Origin of the sequence: Rhabdochlamydiaceae symbiont of Dictyostelium giganteum (assembly GCF_964291045.1) — a bacterium.
Classification (GTDB): Bacteria; Chlamydiota; Chlamydiia; order Chlamydiales; family Rhabdochlamydiaceae; genus PALSA-1444.
On the sequence record NZ_OZ197277.1, the window covers coordinates 1,496,180 to 1,516,026 of the forward strand.

The 19,847-nt window shown below is 40.7% G+C and carries 30 protein-coding genes and 1 tRNA gene; all 31 read right to left on the reverse strand.

All coding sequences use genetic code 11. The annotated features are described in order from the left end of the window. Window positions 1–2: 2 nt before the first annotated feature. Entirely contained in the window at window positions 3–710 is a 708-nt protein-coding gene (locus ACI7T6_RS05315) for a CatB-related O-acetyltransferase (protein WP_404665345.1), read from the reverse strand. 2 nt (window positions 711–712) lie between these two features. Further along, on the reverse strand, window positions 713–2,425 hold the full coding sequence (locus ACI7T6_RS05320) for a methyltransferase (RefSeq protein WP_404665346.1): 1,713 nt from the start codon (window positions 2,423–2,425) through the stop codon (window positions 713–715). Continuing rightward, a complete protein-coding gene (locus ACI7T6_RS05325; RefSeq protein WP_404665347.1) occupies window positions 2,391–3,464 on the reverse strand; it encodes a radical SAM/SPASM domain-containing protein in 1,074 nt (357 codons plus the stop codon). Before ACI7T6_RS05325 ends, ACI7T6_RS05320 begins: the two co-directional genes overlap by 35 nt. Next, window positions 3,427–4,770 carry a glycosyltransferase gene (locus ACI7T6_RS05330; protein WP_404665348.1) on the reverse strand — a complete coding sequence of 448 codons (1,344 nt, stop codon included), beginning with the start codon at window positions 4,768–4,770 and terminating at the stop codon, window positions 3,427–3,429. The genes ACI7T6_RS05325 and ACI7T6_RS05330 overlap by 38 nt, the downstream gene beginning before the upstream one ends. 34 nt (window positions 4,771–4,804) lie before the next feature. Continuing rightward, the gene (locus ACI7T6_RS05335; RefSeq protein WP_404665349.1) at window positions 4,805–5,491 is read right to left on the reverse strand and encodes a histidine phosphatase family protein; all 687 of its coding nucleotides are present in this window, start codon (window positions 5,489–5,491) and stop codon (window positions 4,805–4,807) included. Then, complete coding sequence (locus tag ACI7T6_RS05340; protein WP_404665350.1) at window positions 5,488–6,396, reverse strand: NAD-dependent epimerase/dehydratase family protein; 909 nt, start codon at window positions 6,394–6,396, stop codon at window positions 5,488–5,490. Before ACI7T6_RS05340 ends, ACI7T6_RS05335 begins: the two co-directional genes overlap by 4 nt. Window positions 6,397–7,029: 633 nt before the next feature. Next, window positions 7,030–7,539, reverse strand: a complete 510-nt coding sequence (locus tag ACI7T6_RS05345; protein ID WP_404665351.1) for a hypothetical protein — start codon at window positions 7,537–7,539, stop codon at window positions 7,030–7,032. Between the two features lie 100 nt (window positions 7,540–7,639). Continuing rightward, on the reverse strand, window positions 7,640–7,762 hold the full coding sequence (locus ACI7T6_RS05350; RefSeq protein ID WP_404665352.1) for a transposase: 123 nt from the start codon (window positions 7,760–7,762) through the stop codon (window positions 7,640–7,642). Continuing rightward, window positions 7,710–7,961 (reverse strand): hypothetical protein, encoded by a 252-nt coding sequence (locus tag ACI7T6_RS05355; RefSeq protein WP_404666145.1) that lies wholly within the window; start codon window positions 7,959–7,961, stop codon window positions 7,710–7,712. Before ACI7T6_RS05355 ends, ACI7T6_RS05350 begins: the two co-directional genes overlap by 53 nt. A gap of 208 nt (window positions 7,962–8,169) precedes the next feature. Continuing rightward, window positions 8,170–8,253 (reverse strand) — tRNA-Leu (locus tag ACI7T6_RS05360). Window positions 8,254–8,334: 81 nt separating this feature from the next. Further along, the gene (locus tag ACI7T6_RS05365; protein WP_404665353.1) at window positions 8,335–9,087 is read right to left on the reverse strand and encodes a hypothetical protein; all 753 of its coding nucleotides are present in this window, start codon (window positions 9,085–9,087) and stop codon (window positions 8,335–8,337) included. 36 nt (window positions 9,088–9,123) lie between these two features. After that, the gene (gap, locus tag ACI7T6_RS05370; protein WP_404665354.1) at window positions 9,124–10,140 is read right to left on the reverse strand and encodes a type I glyceraldehyde-3-phosphate dehydrogenase; all 1,017 of its coding nucleotides are present in this window, start codon (window positions 10,138–10,140) and stop codon (window positions 9,124–9,126) included. Window positions 10,141–10,322: 182 nt separating this feature from the next. Beyond that, the gene (gene rplQ, locus ACI7T6_RS05375) at window positions 10,323–10,757 is read right to left on the reverse strand and encodes a 50S ribosomal protein L17 (RefSeq protein WP_404665355.1); all 435 of its coding nucleotides are present in this window, start codon (window positions 10,755–10,757) and stop codon (window positions 10,323–10,325) included. After that, window positions 10,754–11,854, reverse strand: a complete 1,101-nt coding sequence (locus ACI7T6_RS05380; protein ID WP_404665356.1) for a DNA-directed RNA polymerase subunit alpha — start codon at window positions 11,852–11,854, stop codon at window positions 10,754–10,756. Before ACI7T6_RS05380 ends, rplQ begins: the two co-directional genes overlap by 4 nt. A 15-nt stretch (window positions 11,855–11,869) precedes the next feature. After that, window positions 11,870–12,289, reverse strand: a complete 420-nt coding sequence (gene rpsK, locus ACI7T6_RS05385; protein ID WP_404665357.1) for a 30S ribosomal protein S11 — start codon at window positions 12,287–12,289, stop codon at window positions 11,870–11,872. Between the two features lie 2 nt (window positions 12,290–12,291). Further along, a complete protein-coding gene (gene rpsM, locus ACI7T6_RS05390; protein ID WP_404665358.1) occupies window positions 12,292–12,660 on the reverse strand; it encodes a 30S ribosomal protein S13 in 369 nt (122 codons plus the stop codon). A 59-nt stretch (window positions 12,661–12,719) separates the two neighbouring features. Further along, window positions 12,720–14,099: a preprotein translocase subunit SecY gene (gene secY / locus ACI7T6_RS05395; protein WP_404665359.1), complete on the reverse strand. Its 1,380-nt coding sequence runs from the start codon at window positions 14,097–14,099 to the stop codon at window positions 12,720–12,722. A gap of 8 nt (window positions 14,100–14,107) precedes the next feature. Beyond that, window positions 14,108–14,575, reverse strand: a complete 468-nt coding sequence (gene rplO, locus ACI7T6_RS05400) for a 50S ribosomal protein L15 (protein WP_404665360.1) — start codon at window positions 14,573–14,575, stop codon at window positions 14,108–14,110. Then, on the reverse strand, window positions 14,572–15,072 hold the full coding sequence (rpsE, locus tag ACI7T6_RS05405) for a 30S ribosomal protein S5 (protein ID WP_404665361.1): 501 nt from the start codon (window positions 15,070–15,072) through the stop codon (window positions 14,572–14,574). The genes rplO and rpsE overlap by 4 nt, the downstream gene beginning before the upstream one ends. Before the next feature lie 9 nt (window positions 15,073–15,081). Further along, window positions 15,082–15,450, reverse strand: coding sequence for a 50S ribosomal protein L18 (rplR, locus tag ACI7T6_RS05410; protein ID WP_404665362.1), 369 nt, complete (start codon window positions 15,448–15,450; stop codon window positions 15,082–15,084). Window positions 15,451–15,455: 5 nt separating this feature from the next. Then, on the reverse strand, window positions 15,456–16,007 hold the full coding sequence (gene rplF / locus ACI7T6_RS05415) for a 50S ribosomal protein L6 (RefSeq protein ID WP_404665363.1): 552 nt from the start codon (window positions 16,005–16,007) through the stop codon (window positions 15,456–15,458). Window positions 16,008–16,017: 10 nt separating this feature from the next. Beyond that, window positions 16,018–16,407, reverse strand: coding sequence for a 30S ribosomal protein S8 (rpsH, locus tag ACI7T6_RS05420; protein WP_404665364.1), 390 nt, complete (start codon window positions 16,405–16,407; stop codon window positions 16,018–16,020). A 4-nt stretch (window positions 16,408–16,411) separates the two neighbouring features. After that, window positions 16,412–16,957 carry a 50S ribosomal protein L5 gene (rplE, locus tag ACI7T6_RS05425; protein ID WP_404665365.1) on the reverse strand — a complete coding sequence of 182 codons (546 nt, stop codon included), beginning with the start codon at window positions 16,955–16,957 and terminating at the stop codon, window positions 16,412–16,414. 15 nt (window positions 16,958–16,972) lie between these two features. Beyond that, a complete protein-coding gene (gene rplX / locus ACI7T6_RS05430; protein WP_404665366.1) occupies window positions 16,973–17,299 on the reverse strand; it encodes a 50S ribosomal protein L24 in 327 nt (108 codons plus the stop codon). A gap of 1 nt (window position 17,300) precedes the next feature. Next, window positions 17,301–17,669, reverse strand: a complete 369-nt coding sequence (gene rplN / locus ACI7T6_RS05435) for a 50S ribosomal protein L14 (protein ID WP_404665367.1) — start codon at window positions 17,667–17,669, stop codon at window positions 17,301–17,303. After that, window positions 17,666–17,920, reverse strand: coding sequence for a 30S ribosomal protein S17 (gene rpsQ, locus ACI7T6_RS05440; RefSeq protein WP_404665368.1), 255 nt, complete (start codon window positions 17,918–17,920; stop codon window positions 17,666–17,668). The genes rplN and rpsQ overlap by 4 nt, the downstream gene beginning before the upstream one ends. A 3-nt stretch (window positions 17,921–17,923) precedes the next feature. Further along, the gene (gene rpmC / locus ACI7T6_RS05445; protein WP_404665369.1) at window positions 17,924–18,127 is read right to left on the reverse strand and encodes a 50S ribosomal protein L29; all 204 of its coding nucleotides are present in this window, start codon (window positions 18,125–18,127) and stop codon (window positions 17,924–17,926) included. 2 nt (window positions 18,128–18,129) lie between these two features. Next, window positions 18,130–18,549, reverse strand: coding sequence for a 50S ribosomal protein L16 (gene rplP / locus ACI7T6_RS05450; RefSeq protein WP_404665370.1), 420 nt, complete (start codon window positions 18,547–18,549; stop codon window positions 18,130–18,132). A 3-nt stretch (window positions 18,550–18,552) separates the two neighbouring features. Continuing rightward, window positions 18,553–19,182, reverse strand: a complete 630-nt coding sequence (gene rpsC / locus ACI7T6_RS05455) for a 30S ribosomal protein S3 (RefSeq protein WP_404665371.1) — start codon at window positions 19,180–19,182, stop codon at window positions 18,553–18,555. After that, on the reverse strand, window positions 19,182–19,526 hold the full coding sequence (rplV, locus tag ACI7T6_RS05460; RefSeq protein WP_404665372.1) for a 50S ribosomal protein L22: 345 nt from the start codon (window positions 19,524–19,526) through the stop codon (window positions 19,182–19,184). The genes rpsC and rplV overlap by 1 nt, the downstream gene beginning before the upstream one ends. A gap of 23 nt (window positions 19,527–19,549) precedes the next feature. Then, on the reverse strand, window positions 19,550–19,843 hold the full coding sequence (gene rpsS / locus ACI7T6_RS05465) for a 30S ribosomal protein S19 (RefSeq protein ID WP_404665373.1): 294 nt from the start codon (window positions 19,841–19,843) through the stop codon (window positions 19,550–19,552). Window positions 19,844–19,847: the final 4 nt, after the last annotated feature.

Consider the following 19,847-nt stretch of genomic DNA (forward strand, 5'->3'; position numbering starts at 1 on the left):
TCTCATCTTTTAAGAGAGATATCTTGAGCAATCTTTTCAAGAGACTTAATATCTCCCTGCATTAAAAGAGGGTAGTGCTCTTTAATAAGTCTAATGTCCCAATCCCACCACTTGATGTTTAAAAGAGAGGCTATCTTCTCTTCAGAAAACCGGAATTTAATCCCTTTGCTGGGGTTTCCGCCAACGATTTCATAAGGCTTAACATCTTGGCATACGGTAGATCTTGCAGCAATGATAGCTCCGTCCCCTATTTTAACGCCTGGCATGATGAGGGCCTCCCTCCCGATCCACACATCATTTCCAACCTCTGTATTCCCTTTATGCTGAGCTGCTAGTGCCCATGGCTCTATTAAGCTTTCTTCACTAAAAATATGCCAAAAAGGGTAAGTTGTAATGGCATCCATTTGGTGATTGGCATACGGGCTTAAAAACTTCACGCCCCATCCGATGGAGCAAAATTTTCCAATGAGAAGTTTTTGATCTCCAAATCCGTAAGGAATGATTTCTTTTACAATTTGATCAGATTCTAAGCAATCTACATGAGCGTAGGTGAAATCCCCAATGACGATTTGATCATTTCCGATCATGGGCTTTAAAAATACATTCCCCTTACAAGGGCCATAGAGCTGATTTAGATGAAGCATATCTTTTTGAAGAGGGTTACGCTCTATCAGCATCTCTTTTAATGCTTGAATCCACTTCTCTTGCATGGTTATTCTCTTTTTTTAACGGTAAGAAGTGATGTCACTTTGTTAAAAGGAGTCACACTCTCTAGACTTAAGTCTGCTTGATGAATGAGCTTTTGAAACTCTTTTAAGCTCCTCTCTTTTCCTCCTGTCATGATGAGCATATGAAGATCCAGTAACGCTCCTTCATACCCCTCTTCCTCTTGAACTTTTTCCAAAATGTAGATTCTATCAGAGAGGTTATCAGATAAAGAGTCCCTTGCTTTTTTTAATAGAATAAGAGCCTCTTTATCATCCCAATCGTGTAACACTCTTGAGAGAATGCAGCCGTTCATGTTTTTAATAGGCCACGGTTCAAAAAAATGCCCAGGTGTTAATACGATTTGATCTTTTAACTGAAGTGGCACTTTGACAATATCAAGAACATGAGGGAGATCAAATAGATACCCTTCTAAATGAGGGTGCGCTTTCATAAGAGAAAATAAAAGCGTTCCTGATCCTCCTCCAATATCTACAATGCGCTCATGTGTTAAGAAAGAGGGAATACTTTCTAAATGTTCATAATCTTCTTTTGCATAGCTAGCTAAAGCGTCATGATAGAGGCTATTTTTCTCAGGGTGATCTCCTAACCATTCAAACCACGTCTTGTGAAATGCTTTGGGGAAAAAAGGGGCTCCTGTTTTTAGGCTCTCTTCAATATTTTGCCAACATGTTAAATGCTCTTCTCTCCATAGTGTTGCAGCATAGGCAAGGGTCCGGGGGTGATCTTTTCGTAAAAAAGCCCCTCTTGAAGTACACTCCCAACACTTATCTTCTCTTAACATCACAAACTGCATCTCTTGAAGCGCTTTCAGAAGTTTATCTAGGGCGTGTAAAGGAATATTTAGCTGATTACTGAGCTCCTGACTTTTTTGAGGAAGATGATCAAAGAGATGAAAATGATGCCCGGCTTGCAGCGTATAAAAGCGCCAGTAAGAAGTGAGCTCTCTAGAAACTTCATGAAAAGCATCTACCCCAGATTTTCTAAGGACTCCTACAACATGTCCCTCTTCAGAGATCCGGATAAGAGCGCCTTCTAATGTCTCAGCTCTTGCAATCCCATTATAAAACGGCTCTACGTTTAAAAATCGGTGAGAAGTGATCTCTTCTCCTTTTTGGTTAATGTGAAACCATCCTCTTTGATCTTTGGCTCTTGCAAATCCTTTATGATACACATCAAGATCAAGAAACCGCTTATTATGGATGAACTCTCCCCTGGGATTAATATGAGTGTAAAATCCTTTCGCCTCTTGCACACAAGCAGCTCCGTCATGAAAGTCCCCTACATAAGTAAAAACATGGGGATAAGCTTTTTTCCCTTCAAGATTTAAGTGAAAAAAGTTTCCGTTGAAGTCTTGTACAGCACATAGCCCTTCTTGGTAGTTACCGCACCACCTGTATCTCTCGGGGTAAATGGGCTCTCCTCTTTCATTGATATGATACCATCCTGATGTATCTACAACAGTCGATCTTTGATGATAAAACCCAAAGGTTCTTAAGAACCTTTGGGAATAGATGGCCTCTCCTTTTTCATTAATATGAAAAGACCCTGTGAAATCTTCTACGGGAGCTAGGCCTGGCGCATGAAACTTTAAGACAGATAGAAATCTGGGAGTATAAGCTGGCACCCCTTGATGGTGATGATGCGTATTATCCTCTGCAACTTCATACTCCTGCCAGAGTAGCTTTTGACTCTTCATGACTTAACTCCTCTGTTTTTTTTCTCATATTGCACCCTCTACAGACAGCGTGTTCTAAATAGTTTTTCTGAAGGTTTTGATAAGAGGGGCTATTCCACACGGATTCTATGGAAGTGTCATAAAGGTTTCCAAACTCTCCTAGTTTTAGTCTCTCTTCATTAGGCGCGCAGCACGGGTTAAATCTCCCTTCTGCAGAGACCCACGCCTCTTGTCCTAAGAAAGGACATTTGCCTTCTGGAACAAGTTCATGTAAAGCAGTAGGAGCTAGTGGATAGATATTTTCTAAGACAACTTTTGAGCCATCAGGAAGTCTTACTTCTTCAGCTACTTGCATCGCCTCTAGTGCAATCGCATTCCATCTATGAATGGCATCTTGACTTCTTCTTAAGTTCTCTTTTGCCATCGCTTCAGTAAAGACCCAAAGATGGTGCCCTTTCACCCGGTTGACTCCTAAAGAGGCTGCTAGCCTAATCACATCAGGAATCTCTTCAAGTCCAATTTCCATGAAGGTAAGCTGAAAGGTAATACGGCAAAAATTTCCCCCTTCTGCTTGAATACGGTCTCTTACTTTAATGAACTCCTTAATTTGATGAAGCCTTTGCTCAAAGTTAGATCCAATCATGATGAGCTCAGAGGTTTTTTTCGTAGCTCCGTTCCAAGATATTTTAACATCAGAGGCAACAGGGATGATCTTTTCTCCCCACTTAGCTCCTCCAAATTTGGGGAAGGTGCCGTTTGTGGTGAGATTAAGCTTCACCCCGTACTCTTGACAAAGGTTTAAGATCTCTTCAAAGTCACGGTATAAAAGAGGCTCTCCCATGGTAGAGGGTATAATCTCTCTTAAGGGAGATCCTCTAGACTCTTCTAACACTTTCCGAATGAGCGCAATATCCATCCGTCTACGGGGTCTTTTCTCATCTTTACGCTGCTTTTGACATGTGCTATAAATTGAGTGCTCTTCACACATGATGCACTTGAGGTTACAATCGTCAGGATTGGTATCAAATGTGATACGCCAAGGACCTTGCTTTGTTGTCATCAGATGACTCCTTTTGGTGAATAACTTGTTGATAAAGATCAATGATTTGCTGGGTATGCTCTTCAATGGACGGTATGTGTCCATCTACAGATTGGATGTAGCCTCTTTGAATCAGCTGTAAGGAAAGATCAGGGTTTTCGATGAGCCTCTCCATTTGCAAGCTTAAGCTTGTAGAATCCCTATGTGTAAAGAGAAGGCCATTGATTTCATGATGAATATACTCTTTCATCCCGCCGTAATTAGCTGTAATGACAGGCACTTTAGCCTCGAGTGCTTCATGAATCACAAGAGGAGAGTTTTCTCCCCAAATGGACGGTACGACAATCGCATCGACATGGTTAAACACATCTTCTACAATCTGCTCATTACGGTATCCCCCCATCCACTCTATCTTTGCTTCTACTTCAGCCCCGAGCTCTTTCACATAACTTTTAAGAGATCTCGTAAACGGCTCTAAAGCGCTTCCCCAAATTTTAAGCCGCGCTTTTCCTTGAAGCTTGCTAAACCCTTCAATCAGATGAAAAATTCCTTTTGCCTGTTTATGTGTCCCAATATAGCCAAAGACAAAGGCATCTTCTTTTTCTCTTTTTCTTCCCTGAAGCCTCTTTTGATAAAAGCCGTAGTCAAGATAGATAACTTTTGACTCAAGGGTATTAAAATCTTTTATGAACCTATCTTTTAGATAGTGAGAAGGAGCAATGAAGCAGTCCACATAAGAGCTCATCTGCTGAACATGATCCATTCGTTTTTCTACCCATAAGCTCCAATGCTTTAAGTCATCTGGATCATCTTGATGACTAAAATATCTAGAGTAGCACTGTTTAGCACATTTACTATGTTCTTGAGAATCACACACAGGATAGAGATTAAGCCCCTTAGCATTGGTTCCTTGAAGAAACTGCCCTCTTGGACACATGAGCCAAAAATCATGCAAAGTAAATACAATGGGGATATTTCTGATACGCGCTTTTTCAATAAGAGAGGTCGATAAGTGATTGAGGTGCCCAATATGAATCACATCAGGACAGTTTTGCTCTAAAAGCTGATCAAAAGCGTCATCTACTTTTTCATGACGGTAGCCATCTTTTGCATGCGCCATATTGATGAGACACACATCAATTGCAGGGCAGGTTAAATCTTTTTCCCAAGAGGTAGAGTATTCTCTCCGGTAGGCATTTTCTTCTCTTGTAAAGACAGTCACCTGATGACCTTGACGGACAAGTTCATGACAAAGCATTTGAGAATACACCTCAGATCCTGCATTATACCGGTAAGGGTATCCATGGATCACTTTTAAAATTTTCATACTCCTATCCTCTTTTGAAACATCCGCTGTTTTATCATGACTTTATAGATCCTTTTTCAGAAGTAAGAGTAAGTCCTGTAAGTAAATCACTCTTATACAAAATTGTTGTCTTATGCCCTTTAGAGTACAGCGTAATCCCCTCTTCTTCTAAAGCAATCACAACGCCTTCTAAAAAATCCGGGATACAGCTGTTTAGAGAGGAATATCTATTTAAAAAGGCAGTAATCAGCGCAATGATGATGTCGTGAGAGATCATGAGACAAGGAAAAGTCTCTATATGAAAGAGATAGTTTAAAAAAAGATGCACGCCTTCTCTACAAGATCTCATACCTAAAAGAGAAATATCTTGCAGAAGAAGATCTCCAATCTCTTTAAAGTGAAGCTGTAAAAAAAGAAGAGAGGCTTGAGCAGGATCTTCCACAAAGGGGCCTGGATCTCCAAGAAGTGCACTCTCATGAATAGGGAGATTCTTATTCAATCCTTCTTGAATAGCTTCTGCTGTTTGCATGCATCTTTTTAAAGGACTTGTATAAATCGCTTTTAAAGGAATAGATTGTAAGTTTTTTCCTAAAGCAATTGATTGTGTGATCCCCTCTTCTGTTAAAGGGATATCTATCCCTAAAGATCCTGCTAAAAATGGCTCTCTTGCCCCGTGTCTTAAGAGTATGGCAACTTTCTTACTTTCATTAACTAAAGGAAGAACCGTTTGCCACTTGATCATGGAAAAGATCCTAAGTGAAGGCGGTATTCTTGAATGAGTCTTTTCATACCCTCTTCTACTGTTGTAGACGCTCTCCAACCCAGCAGCTCATAAGCAAGGGCGGGGTCTCCCCAAAATCTTGCCACATCAAAGGATCTAGAGGGTCTTTCTTCAAGAGTAATATCGTAAAAGCTCTCTTTCTTGGCAATTTCTGCGACTTCTCCTAAGCTCATTCCCCTTCCTGTTGTTAAGTGAAGAGAAGGAAGAGATTGTTTCTCTGTAGAGAGGAGGAAGATAACTCTTAAAATCCCTTGGATCACATCATCTAAGTAGGTGAAATCAAACACATTGTGACTCCCCTCAATATAAATGGGGGCACCCGTTGCAGAAGCTCTACAAAAGGCAGGGATTACCCGGTTAGGATGGTCGTGAACGGATCCAAAAACATTGGAAAAACGGATAATAGATGTAGTAAGACCACTTTGAGATGCTTCTTGAATAAGATCTTCCGCTGCTTTTTTTGATTCTCCGTAGATATTAACAGGTTTTAGGGGTGTATCATCACGGACGGGGCAAATATGAGGCTCTCCATACACCTCTCTACTACTTGCATAGATGACCCAAGGAGAAGAGGGTTCTAAGGAAGCCGCTTTTAGAACCTGTTTTGTTCCCTCTACATTAAAGCGCCAGCAAAGATCTCGGTTTTTCTCTCCATCGATGACACGGGATACTGCCCCAAGATGGATGACACCGTGAACTCCTTTGATACGAGAATGAAGAGATACTCCATCTAATATATCTCCATAATCTACATCACTAATGTGAGCCTTAGGATCAATGCCAATGATTTCCATGCCAAGGGAGAGGAGTTTTGTTTTTAAGGCAGAGCCAATGAGCCCTTTAGAGCCTGTTATTAAAATTTTCATGATAGACAGCTATTTTAAATTGCCATTATCATTTTCTTGAAAATTAAAATCTACTTTTTATCTCTTATATTCAGAACTGACGTATTAAAATTCTCCAAGTAGGCAGCGAGCTAGGAATTTAGGAGAATATGCACACTCTTTTATCTTCAATTTGAGCTTTTTATGAGGGTCTACGGCTTTTATAATAGAGAGCGCTACTTTCCTGAGTATGGATAAGTTAGTCGGCCCTGATTTATTCACTTAAGGACTAAAATGCCTTCATCTATTTTTTAGGTATACCTTTGATCGGCTCTAAATTGGAGGTCGTCATTCCATAGTTTGAGGATCCATAATTGTATGAGAGCATAAAAAATCCTTAGCTTCCTAAGGATTATTCTAAAATTGTGTCCTATTGCAGAGAGATTCGCTTGCATTTGATCGCCAAGGATCCCTTTCAGATAGCATCTACCTAATCTTACAATCTTGCTTCATATGTCCTATCCACGGCTCTATAGCTTGCCTTCTCTTAAGTAACTTCTTAAGGTAGGCAGGAAGCTTTTTTGTCCTACTAACGAGCACTTCTGCATCATCTACATCATGTTTTCTAAAACCTAAGTCCACTAGGATGCGCTTAATAGGAACAGAGCTATTTTCTTATCCATTTTTCTTTGCAGCTTTAAGTAGATGACCGTCGTAAGGAGCTCCAGGATATGCTTTTGAACTTAAGATAATCCCTTTTTTCTCTGTAAGAAGAATGCATACTTCACATCCAAATTCGTAAGGTTTACCCGCCTTGCCTTTAGCAATACAAGAGACATGAGGTTCATGGGGGCTATAGATTTTAGAGGCATCATTTCGTTCTTGAAGAACAAGTCTTGCTCCTATGGTAGCTTCTTTAAAAAGATCTCTAGGGTATTTTTCTAGAACAGGGCTTAGCTCTTGTAACACCTTTCTCACATATGTTCTTAGACGTCCTAAACATGTTTTAGCTCTTCCATATCTTTTGCAGTGTCTCCATTTTTGATATTCAAAAAGAGCTCTTTTTGAGGCTCGAAGATAGGTCCATTTTAGAGAGATGTGAGCTTTGTGAGCCTCCCTTACAATTCTCTCTAAAATGCGCTTAAGTAATTTATTATCAGTTGGATAGCTGATTACTTTAGGCATTACAGTCGTATCAGTAATTGTTTGGCTAAGTTCAGTAGGGGTGATTGTTTTGGTGCTAATAGCTATTGAGACAGAAGTCTTAAGAATTTTTTCTAGTCCTTCAGGGCTGAAGTCTCTGACGCCATCTAGTGAGTGTGGTGGGACGGATAGGAAAATCTTGCTGAAAAAAATCATACCCGCAAAAAAATTGCCAGTACACATTTTCTACCCACTTGGATACCACTCTTTACACCTATAACAACTCTTGTGGGAACAAGAGGGCGGCTAACTCCTAGTTTAAAATACTCTGCGCACTTTTCTTCAAGTGTTTGCCAAGGAATAGAAGCTGCTAGTTTACACAGTTCATGATCAGGGTTGATCATCTGGCTCAATCGAGTTTTAAAAAGCTGATCTTGGTTCTGAACAAGCGATTTTGGCTTCATCGATTTTCCCTATTTTAAACTAACAGTTATAAAAAATAAGCCAATCTTCTGCATCTTATTTTGATTTTTCTATAGAGAAATAGACTAAATCAGGGCCAACTAGTTTAAAAAAAGCCAAGAATTCTTTTTGATTATAAAGTGGAACATGTAAGAAAAAAGGCACCTCCAGATAACCTGAAGATGTCTTTGTAGTATCTAACACTAAAAATGCTCGGAACAGGAGTCGAACCTGCACGCGCTATTAACGCAGGGGATTTTAAGTCCCCAGTGTCTACCATTCCACCATCCGAGCAGATAGACTCTTATTTGTAAAACACAAGAGTCTAACTAAAATACCAGTTTGTTTTCAAGAAAAGAACGTCAAAATCCTCTCTTATTCCAAAGATTCGTTATTTTCTTCTGTAGTGTCCTTTATTTCAGGCACTTGCAGAAGATCTTCCACGATCACAACAAGCTCTTCTCTTGCAGAACTGAGCGCTTCTTGAGCTTGCTGATCTTTATACTTTTGAATCGATGCAGAAATGAGAGTTGTTGGAGGCGGTATCAATTGAGGAAACACCATAGGAGCTACTGGAGCTTGTACAATAGGCTCTTGAGTCACTTCACTTTTAGCTTCTTTTGTCTCAGGTGTAGAAGTCTCTACTGTCTCTTGTTTGGCTTTTTGCTCATCTCGTTGCTCGTGACTTCTTCTTCTGCGGTTACGGCGTCTTTCCCGTTTATGCTCAAGAACTGTTTCTGATACCGTTTCATGGGTGATTTTTTCTTCACGGGTAGTAAGAGACTCTGCGATATGAGAAATCTCTTCGATCTCTTCTTCAATTTCTACTTCTTTACGAGGGGGAAGCTCTTTTCCTCCGCCAATTTTAATTGTGCGCTCAGGCTGCGCAGCTTTAAGAGAGACTCTCACTTCTTTCCCTTCCACCACTTGATAGTCGGCAACAGGAAGAAGGAACGGTTTTGGCTTATCTAAGCTTCTAAAGAAAAGAGCTAAGCCAAAGGAAACAATTTCTACCGCATCGACAGAAAAATCTTCATCAGTTGTATGCTTTGTGCTACGTACAATGAGTCGGTAACCATCTCGCGGAGTAATAATTGTTTCAATAATAGGTTCGCGGGTAAAATTCACAGGTCTAACCTTTTGTTGACAAGTTAAGTGTTATCCCTAACTTGTAGTTTCTTTCAGTTTCATATACCTTAAAAGATCCACAACCCTGTGAGCGTATCCCATCTCATTATCATACCAAGCAATCAGCTTATAAAACCGGTTATTAAGAGCAATACCTGCTCCCTTATCAAAAATACAGGAATAAGGCGTCCCAATAAAATCGGATGAAACAACTTCATCTTCTGTATAAGCTAAAATATTTTGGTAGTGACCCATTGCCTCATGTTTTAAGGCCATGCAGATATCTTCATAGGTCGTGTCTTTTTTAAGACGTACAGTTAAATCAACAACAGATACATCTGTTGTTGGAACACGTAATGCCATCCCCGTCAGTTTTCCTTGAATTTCCGGGATGCATCTAGCAACAGCTAGTGCTGCTCCCGTAGAGGAGGGTATAATATTATTCATCGCGCATCTGCCCCCTCTCCAATCTTTCATGGACGGGCCATCAGCAGTTAGCTGTGAGGCAGTTGTGGCGTGCACCGTTGTCATCAGCCCCTCTTCAATCCCAAAGTGATCAAGAAGAATTTTTGTTAAGACAGCTAGACAATTGGTTGTGCAAGAGGCGTTAGAGATCACATGATCTTTGAGTGGATTGTAATGTTGGTGATTGACTCCCATGACAAAAAGAGGCACATTTTGATCCCCAGGTGCTGTAATGAGCACTTTATGAGCACCAGCTTTTAAATGAAGAGACGCTTTGTCATATGATGTGAATCTTCCTGTGGATTCTATCACCGTATGAACGCCCAGCTCTTTCCACGGAAGGCGCTCTGGATCTTTTTCTTGTAGGATCTTAATAGAGCGCTCTCCAACGATCAGTTTATTTTCTTGCACTTCCACTTTCAGAGGGAATTTACGGTGGATGCTGTCATATTGCAAAAGATAGGCAAGATTTTCTGGAGAAGCAAGATCGTTAATCGCGACAACTTCTATATGAGAGGTGTTATCCTCTAATAGAGTTCTTAAAACGAGCCTTCCGATACGGCCAAATCCATTAATCGCTATTTTCATATTGATGACACTTAAGGTAGAAATGAGAGCTTAATTTTTAGTTAATTGTAACTGACATTTTCAAGAAAGTAAAGGAATGATCGTGAAAAGGGAGGGATGTTTTTGTTTCTCTTAGAAATAAAAAAAGCTCTTAAAGATTTCCTTAAGAGCTTTTGAGTGCACTTTCAGTGATAAAGCTTCAACTATTCTGCAGGTAAGTACTCGATAACACACATAGAGGCGTTATCGCCCACTCTTTCTCCAAGACGTACAATGCGGGTATATCCCCCATCACGTCCTGCAAATCTCTCTGCTAAATCTCCAAAGAGCTTTCCAATCACTTTACGGTCGGTATTGTACACATGATCAGTGTTCCCTTTACGCGCTTCTCTAGCTTCTTTAGGAGTGAGCGTGTTGTAAGTGATCATCATCTCGCCAATCGCTTGACGGCGACTTGCCAGTGTATTTTTCTTCGCAAGTGTCACCATGTGATCAGCATGACGTCTTAACTCTTTCGCTTTTGTCACAGTTGTTTCAATGCGATCATGCTCAATCAAAGATTTAAGCATATTTGCAAGCATACACCGTCTGTGAGATGCTGTGCGTCCTATTTTAAATGTATGTTTTGCATGTCTCATACTTCTGTTTCAACTCCTTTCTGCGCAAGATAATCATCTACGATTTGTCTTACATTATCTTTTGTAATGCCAAAACGAGCCAGATCCATCCCGAGAGATAATTCCATTTCTTCTAATTTGGCTTTAATTTCGTTTAGTGACTTCTTCCCGAAATTTCTAAATTTGAGCATATCAGACTCTGGCATAATGACCAGTTCTCCGATCGTATCGATATTGGCACCAGCTAAACAGTTAGTGGATCTGACAGAGAGCTCAATTTCATTAATCTTTAGCGCAAGTTTGGCAAGAAGAGCTTCTTTATCGCTATTGACTTCTACAGCATCTGAATCAAATGTAATCATGTGCTGCTCAAGTTGTGTAAACACATCAAAATGTAACATCATGATCTGAACAGAGAAAGAAAGCGCCTCTTCAGGGGTAATTCTTCCATCTGTCTCAACATCTAAAATCAGTCTATCAAAGTCTGTATCTTGTCCAACCCGTGTGTTTTCTACATAGTAGTTTACACGTCTTACAGGTGAGCAAATCGCGTCTAAAACAATTTCATCCACGTTCTTAGAATCAAGCAATTGTCTTTCAGAAGGGATATAACCTCTTCCAATTCCAATTTTTAAATCGATTTTTTTGAACATCGGCTTTGTAACAGTAAAAAGAGCAAGATCTGGATTTACAGGCTCAAAGCTGCTATCTCCTAAAAGAGTGTCAAGCGTTACAATGAATTGTCCGCCGTTTTTATCCAAAAGATCCCCTGTCACTTCTAACACTTTAGAAACAACAACTGGCTCTCTTGGAATGTTTCTCTCTTCAAGAGGAAGTCTTCGAATGAGCGCTGATTTAAAATTGAGGACAATGTGTGTCATGTCTTCAATGATTCCATCAATCGCTGTATATTCGTGAGAGACCCCTTCAATTCTAACAGACATGATCGCTGGAGATTCAATCGCCGTAAGAAGAGTTCTTCTTAACGCGTTTCCAATGGTGTGTCCAAATCCTTTTTCAAACGGCTCTGCAATGAACCGGCTAAAGTTAGGTTGTTTTGAAGAGTCGTCTTTTTTAATTTTTGAGGGGAGCTCAAATTTACCATATTTTACTGTCATTGTACTCTCCTGATTTTAGACTCTACGTCTCTTACGAGGTTTGCAGCCGTTATGCGCTACTGGGGTTACATCACGGATGATGGTAACATTGAGTCCTGAGCTTAAAAGACCCCGTACAGCAGATTCTCTTCCTGCTCCTGGACCGTTTAAGTTCACTTCAATTTCTTTCATCCCCATGCTCATCGCCGTTTTCGCTGCATCTTGCGCTGCAACTGTTGCGGCAAAAGCGGATGATTTACGCGATCCTGAATATCCTGCTTTTCCGGCAGAAGACCAAGCAATCACGTGTCCTGCTAAATCTGTAACTGTTACAATGGTATTATTGAAAGACGACTGCACATGAGCGATCCCGACAGGAACAGTCCGTTGCATCTTTTTGCGAGATTTTGCTGATTTTTTAGCGTCTGTTTTCGCTGAATTAGAGTTTTCTTTCATAATTATTTCTTCTTGTTAGCTACAGTTTTTCTCTTTCCTTTTCGAGTCCGTGCGTTAGTTCGTGTACGTTGTCCTCGAACAGGCAAGCCTAAACGGTGCCGAGAGCCACGATAACAATGGATACTAATTAACCTTTTAATGTCGTTTTGAACTTGACGTCTGAGGTCTCCTTCAACAACATATTCTTTCTGTAAAAGAGCATTAATGCGAGCAATATCATCTTCTGACAGCTGATGAGCACGCATACTAGGATTTAATCCTAACTTAGCAATAATCTGACTGGATAATTTATCCCCTACTCCGTAGATGTAGGTTAGAGCAATTTCGAGTCTTTTATTATCAGGGACATCGATCCCAATAATACGTGGCATGTTTAAAATCCTTTTCTAGTACCGATTTAGTCTAGCAACTAACTCGTTTATTCTCAATTTTAAAATGGTTTTGCTCTCAAGTTTCTCATAAATCCGTCGTACCGTTTCATGAGTAAATGAGATTCAATTTGTTTGGTGGTATCGAGAACGACTCCAACCAAGATTAGGAGAGAAGTCCCTCCAAAAAAATGACTAATATTGGGATCCACACCTAAAAGGCGTGTGATTAACGTGGGAAGAATAGCTATTAAAGCTAAACTCAACGCTCCAACGCAGGTCATACGGTTCATTACAAGCTCTATATGCTTTTGTGTCTCTTTCCCTTGCCGCACTCCTGGGATAAACGCCCCATTTTTTTTCATATCAGACGCTATTTGATCTGGATGAAATTGCGTGGCTGTCCAAAAGTAGGTAAAAAAGATAATGAGCGCTACATACAAAACGGTATGCAGCCAAGAGCCTGGAGACAAAAGACGTACAAAGGTGCTTAAGTCAATCCCTTTACTCATGAACTGCGCAATGGTAGCTGGAAACATGAGAAGTGATGAGGCAAAGATCACAGGCACAACACCTGCATAGTTAATCTTTAACGGGATGTAGGGTTGATTGCCTTGTGAGGAACTTTGAGCCGCATCCCCAATCACTCTTCTTGCATATTGCAGAGGAATCCGCCTTTGCCCTTGAATCACAAGAATGGTTCCCATGATAATCATCACAAATAGCGTCATAAGGACTGCAAGAGAGGAAAAGGTAAGTCCCCCTACTTCTTGAGAGTCTAAATTCAGCTGCTGGATAATGGATCCGGTAATTTTAGGAATGGAAGAGAGTATGCCTGTCGTAATGATCAGACTCATTCCATTTCCAATCCCTTTTTCTGTAATCTGCTCTCCTACCCACATGAGTAGCATGGTTCCTGCTGTCATCGTAAGCATCACAGTCAAATAAAACAGCCAAGGAAGCCCCATGCATGTAAATTCCAGCATTTCAGGCATGATGATGCCTTGCGCGCCGCTATTGATCTTGAGTGCATACTTAGCAAATAAAGCCGATTGAAAAAGAGCAATACCAATGGTCATCACTCTCATCCACTTACCCATCTTCCGCTTTCCTTGATCAGGGCTTTCTTTCACATCTCGTTGTAAAGAAGGAATGAGCGCCATGAGGAGCTGAAAGATAATGGAAGCTGAGATATACGGCATCACGCCAAGCGCGATAATGGTCATCTGAGCAAAAGCGCCTCCAGAAAACACATCCATCAATTGGAAAAGATTTTGACTTCCTCCCGTTGCCGCTTTAAACAGCTGAACGGCTAAATCCCCATTGATTCCAGGGACTGGAATATAAGCACCAAACCGACATATCACTAACATCATAAGAGTAAAACCGATTTTTGATTTTAACTCAGGCAGTGAAAAAATATGGCGGATTGATGCAAACATAAAGTCCTTTAAACCGTTTTTGCTTCTAAAATCTTATAAGAAATTTTAGCTTTCTCAAGCTTTGCAATCGCTCCTGATGAGAAGGCATTCGCCTCGATTGTGACTTTCTTATCCAGATTTCCTTGAGCTAAGATTTTGAGTCCCCCTCCAGCTCTACGAGGAGCATAGCCCCTTTCTCGAAGAGTTTGAAGATTAATGAGGTCGCCATCTTGAAAAAGTTGACTCAGTCTTCCGAGATTCATGGAGTGGACGTTATTTTTAAAACGGCCGTTCACAAATCCTTTCGTAGGGAGCTTACGGTAAAGAGGGAGTTGTCCTCCTTCTCTTCCTTCTTGAGCTTTATAACCCCGTCTAGATTTATCCCCTTTGACACCTCGGCAAGAGGTTTTTCCCCGTTTAGATCCCACGCCTCTTCCGACACGTTGAACTCTTTTGCGGGGTCTATGCGTGTTTGCTAAATTAGATAATGAAATCATATTAACCCTCTATTTTTAAGCACTTTTTCACGGTTTCTAAGACCAAGAAGCGCTTGTAAAGTCGCTCTTACTTGGTTTAAGGGGTTATTTGATCCATAAATCTTTGCAACAACATCTTTCACTCCGCCAAGTTCTAAGACAGAACGTACTTTAGAACCTGCAATCACCCCTGTTCCTTCAACAGCCGGTTTTAAAAAGACAGTCGCCCCGTCCCAATCCACTTTAATTTCGTGAGGAATGGTTGTTCCTTCCATCTCAAAGTGCATAATGTTTTTACGCGCAGCCTCGCCTCCCTTACGGATAGCATCAGACACTTCATTCGCTTTAGCAAATCCAAATCCAATACGGCCATGTCCATCACCAACAATGACGAGTGCAGAGAAACTAAACTTACGTCCCCCTTTCACCACTTTAGAACAGCGATTAACGTAGAGAACTTTTTCATCAAACTCAGAATGGGTCTCTTCTTGCCGTGGTCGTTTTATTTTATTGTTCATGTTAACCTTTTAAAATTGTAATCCGCCAGCACGAGCAGCATTGGCAAGCTCTGCAATTACACCGTGATATTTATTAAAACCGCGGTCAAAGACAACTGTTGTAATGTTTTTTTCTTTTGCACGTTCTGCAAGCTCTGTCCCAATAATACGTGCAGCGTCTTTGTTGTTTCCACTCACTTTGCCACGAATATGTTTCATTAACGTGTTTGCAGAAGCAAGAGTCACTCCAGCTTCATCATCAATCAGCTGAGCTGCAATATGTTGGTTTGATTTCATCACACAAAGGCGAGGCTTTGTCGCAGACCCTTTAAGGGATCTACGGACACGAGCAGCCCGCTTAATACGTTTGTGATTTCTTTGAATAAGACTACTTTCCATAAATACTATCCTGCCGATTTGGATTTTGCTGCTTTTCCAGCTTTCTTACGTACAATTTCTTTTTCATAACGAATCCCTTTACCTTTGTAAGGTTCAGGAGGTTTTACGGCTCTTACTGTGGCAGCAAATTGTCCCACAACTTGTTTGTTGATTCCTGTAATCGTAATCGATCCACTTTTATCAACAACAACCGATACCCCTTGAGGAATATCCAAATGAACATGGTGAGATTTTCCCACTTGTAGAGTGAGCTTTGCTCCCTCAACAGTGGCTCTATATCCCACTCCAATCATGAGAAGCTTTTTCTCAAATCCTTGAGATACTCCCACAACGAGATTGTTGAAAAGAGCTCTATGAAGACCATGATCTGCATCAGAAACAGTAACAGATTCATTCATCAAAATAGACGCTTCATTTCCATTAATCGCTAAAGTGAGCCCTTGAGGAAGTTCTGAAGAGAGCACTCCTTTAGGTCCTTTAACATGGAGTTTTTGTCCTTCAACTGTAATTTCCACATTGGAGGGAACAGGAACAGATAATTTTGCAAAACGTGTCATAGTTGTTTACCTACCAAATGTAACATAAAAGTTCGCCGCCGACTCCTCTTTCACGAGCAGTCTCGCCATCTAAAATACCTTGAGATGTGGAAAGAATTACAACTCCGAGGCCGCCGTAAATTTTGGGGATCTTTGTCTGCCCAATATATTTTCTGAGACCTGGTTTTGAAATTCGTTTAAGTCCTTGCATCAAAGGTTCACGTCCATCATAACGAAGGAACACGCGCATTCTTTTTTTCTCTTCATCAACTAAAATGTGTTCTAAAAAGCCTTGTTTTTCTAACACTTTTAAGATGGCATGTCTCATTTGACTTAAGTCAAGATCCACAAAACGGTTACGAGCCATCGCGGCGTTTCGAAGAGAAGTGAGCATACTAGCAATAGGGTCGTGATTTGCCATAGATTTATTTTCCTTGCGTCTTAAATGGGAGTCCAAGCATGCGAAGGAGTTCTACACACTCTTCATCAATTTTTGCTGATGTTACAAAGGTGATATTCATCCCTTGTGTCCGTTTCACTTCATCCAAGTTAATCTCTGGAAAAACCTGTTGGTCATCAAGACCGAGGGAATAAGATCCACGTCCATCGCCTTTAACTGAGAAACCTCGAAAGTCTTTAATGCGAGGTGCAACAATATTACAAAAACGGTCTAAAAAGTCAAACATCCGCTCACGTCTTAATGTCACTTTAAGACCAATGATTTGGTCTAAACGGGATTTAAAGTTAGAAATCGCCTTTTTTGTGCGTGTAAAAATCGGTTTTTGTCCCGATAGTTGTGTTAGCTCTCTAAAACAATCTTGTAGAGCGTTTTTATCTTTTGTAGCCTCTGCAAGTCCCATGCTAATCACAATCTTTTTGAGTGAAGGGATGAGCATTGGGTTAGCGTACCCAAACTTCTCATTAAGTGCGGGTCTTACTTCCTCTTTATAACGTTTGAGTAATCGAGTCATTGCCTTATCATCCGTTTAACTTTTTTTCAGCATACGATAAGAAACTTCTTTCTCTTCTTTGAGATAAATCAGTTCCTTCTCTTTTTGCGTTGATTTGACTTTTACTTTAAGTCTTACACCTTCATCATCACAAAGTGCCACATTAGAAATATGAATGGGCATTTCCACTTCAATGATGGATGGGGTTTGCATTTCAGAACGACGTTTCACATGTTTTTTGCGAATGTTCATTCCTTGAACAACAACTTTCTCACCACGGCGACGCAATACTGCTCCCGATCTTCCTTTGTCATTGCCGGCAATAACCAGGACTTTGTCCCCTTTTTTAATCCACTGTGCCATACTAGATCACCTCAGGAGCTAATGATGTAATTTTCACAAATCCTTTTTCCCTGACTTCTCTAGCCACAGGGCCGAAAATACGGGTCCCTTTTGGATTGCCTTTGTCATCAAGAATCACACAACTGTTATCATAAAAACGGAGGAATGAACCGTCAGCTCTGCGAACATAACTCTTTGTTCTTACGATCACAGCTTTAACGACATCTCCTTTCTTCACAAGACCTCTCGGCTCAGCGTCTTTCACGCTACATACGATAACGTCTCCAACGTGGGCATATCTGCGCTTAGAGCCTTTTAAAACTTTAAAGCAGCAAACTCTTTTTGCTCCACTATTATCAGCAACTTCTAATTCACTTTCTTGTTGAATCATGCGACTACCTCGACAACGCGCCAACGTTTCATTTTAGAATACGGTCTAGTTTCAATAATGCGAACCATTTGCCCTTCTTTTACATCAAACCCTTCACAATGCGCATAATATTTTTTGCTTCTTGTGATGATTTTATTAAATTGAGGGTGAGCAAAAGTTCTTGCAACCTTTACAGTCACCGTTTTGTGCATCTTGGTCGACACAACTTGTCCTTGACGTTCTTTTTGACGACTTTTTTCTTGTTGTACCATAAATTAAACCTTATCCCCACTCTGTTGCGAAAGTGCTGTTAACACACGAGCACGGTCTTTCTTTTTACCTTGCAAAAGATGAGGTTTTTCTATTTTTCGATTGATTTTAAGCTCACACTTTAATCTATAAATCTCTTTAGAGAGAGTGTGATAAAGAGCTTTTAACTCAGCTGGTGTTTGATCGATTAAATCATTCATTTTTAACATAATTATACTCTCTCTAATCTTTCAACAAAGCGTGTTTTAATTCCGAGCTTTGCAGCGGCTCTTCGCAGAGCATTTTGCGCAACTTCCTTAGGAACTCCGCCCACTTCAAATAAAACGCGTCCCGGACGCACAACAGCTACCCAATGGTCAGGATTTCCTTTTCCTTTTCCCATCCGTGTTTCTGCAGGCTTTTTCGTGACAGATTTATCAGGAAAAATACGGATCCACACTTGACCGCGGCGGTTAAAGTATCTTGAAATGGCAATTCGGCACGCTTCAATTTGATGGTTAGTAATCCATCCACGGTCCAAAGCTTGCATTCCAAACTCACCGAAATCGAGGAAGTTAGCCGCTTTACTCAGGCCACTCATCTGACCTTTTTGCATTTTACGGAATTTTGTACGTACTGGCATCATGACCATAATTTAAGCTCCTCCCTCTCCGCGATTAATCCAAACTTGCACTCCAATGCAACCATAGGTGGTTTCTGCACGCTTTATCGCATGATCAATATCGGCACGGAGTGTATGAAGAGGAACGCGTCCTTCTTTATACCCTTCTGTTCGAGCAATTTCAGCTCCTCCAATACGTCCAGAAATTTGGACTTTAATCCCTGCAGCACCGGCATCCATCGTAGATTGAATAGCTTTTTTCATAATCCTTCTAAAAGGCATACGGCGCTCAAGCTGCTTGGCAATTCCATCCGCAACAAGTGTTGCCTCAAGATCTGGCCTTTTCACTTCTTCCACTTCGATCCACACATCTTTTCCAATCAGCTTTTTCAGCTCTTGTTTTAAAATGTCAATCTCAGCCCCTTTCTTTCCGATCACAAGTCCAGGTCTTGCTGTATGAATTGTCACTTCCACTTTACCGCTCATACGTCTAATGGTAATTTGTGAAGTTCCAACACTAATAGGCTTTGAAAGAAGATGCTTTCGGATAAAATGGTCTTCTCCAAGCTGATTTCCGAATTCTTGCTTATTAGCAAACCAAAATGATTTCCATTTTTTTGTTAAAGCAAGTCTAAACGCTATAGGGGATGTCTTTTGGCCCATTATTCACCTTCCTGTGGCACTACAATCACTGTAAAATGGCTCGTTCTTTTCATAATAGAAACGGTGCCACCCCGTGCTTTTGATTTCGATCTTTTAAGGACTGGCCCGCAATCTACACGAACTTCATGAACTTTAAGGTTTTGACGAGGAATGTTCAGTTGTGTTTCTGCATTTGCAACAGCGCTGTCTAAAGTCTTTTTAAGAAGACGGCCAGCTTTAAGCTGAGAATGCATTAATTGAATAGAAGCATTTTCAACTGTCAATCCTCGAATAAGCGCCGCAGCAAGACGAGCCTTGCGAGGAGGTATTCTAACGTATTTCGTGATTGCTCGACCTTGTAGCATCATTTTTTGCATATTCATATTCCTTACTTACCTGAACCGCCTGACGATCCACCCTCTTTCTTGTTCCCGTGAGTTTTAAAGGTACGAGTTGGAGAAAACTCTCCGAGTCTATGCCCTACCATATTCTCTGAAACGAATACAGTGATAAACTTACGTCCATTATGAACTTCAAAGGTGTGTCCCACCATTTCTGGTATAATCATTGATCTGCGAGACCAAGTCTTAATTGCGCGCTTTGTACCTGCGCTATTTTGCTTTTCAATCTTTACTAGTAGAAAGTGGTCAACAAAAGGACCTTTTCTTAATGATCTACCCATAAAC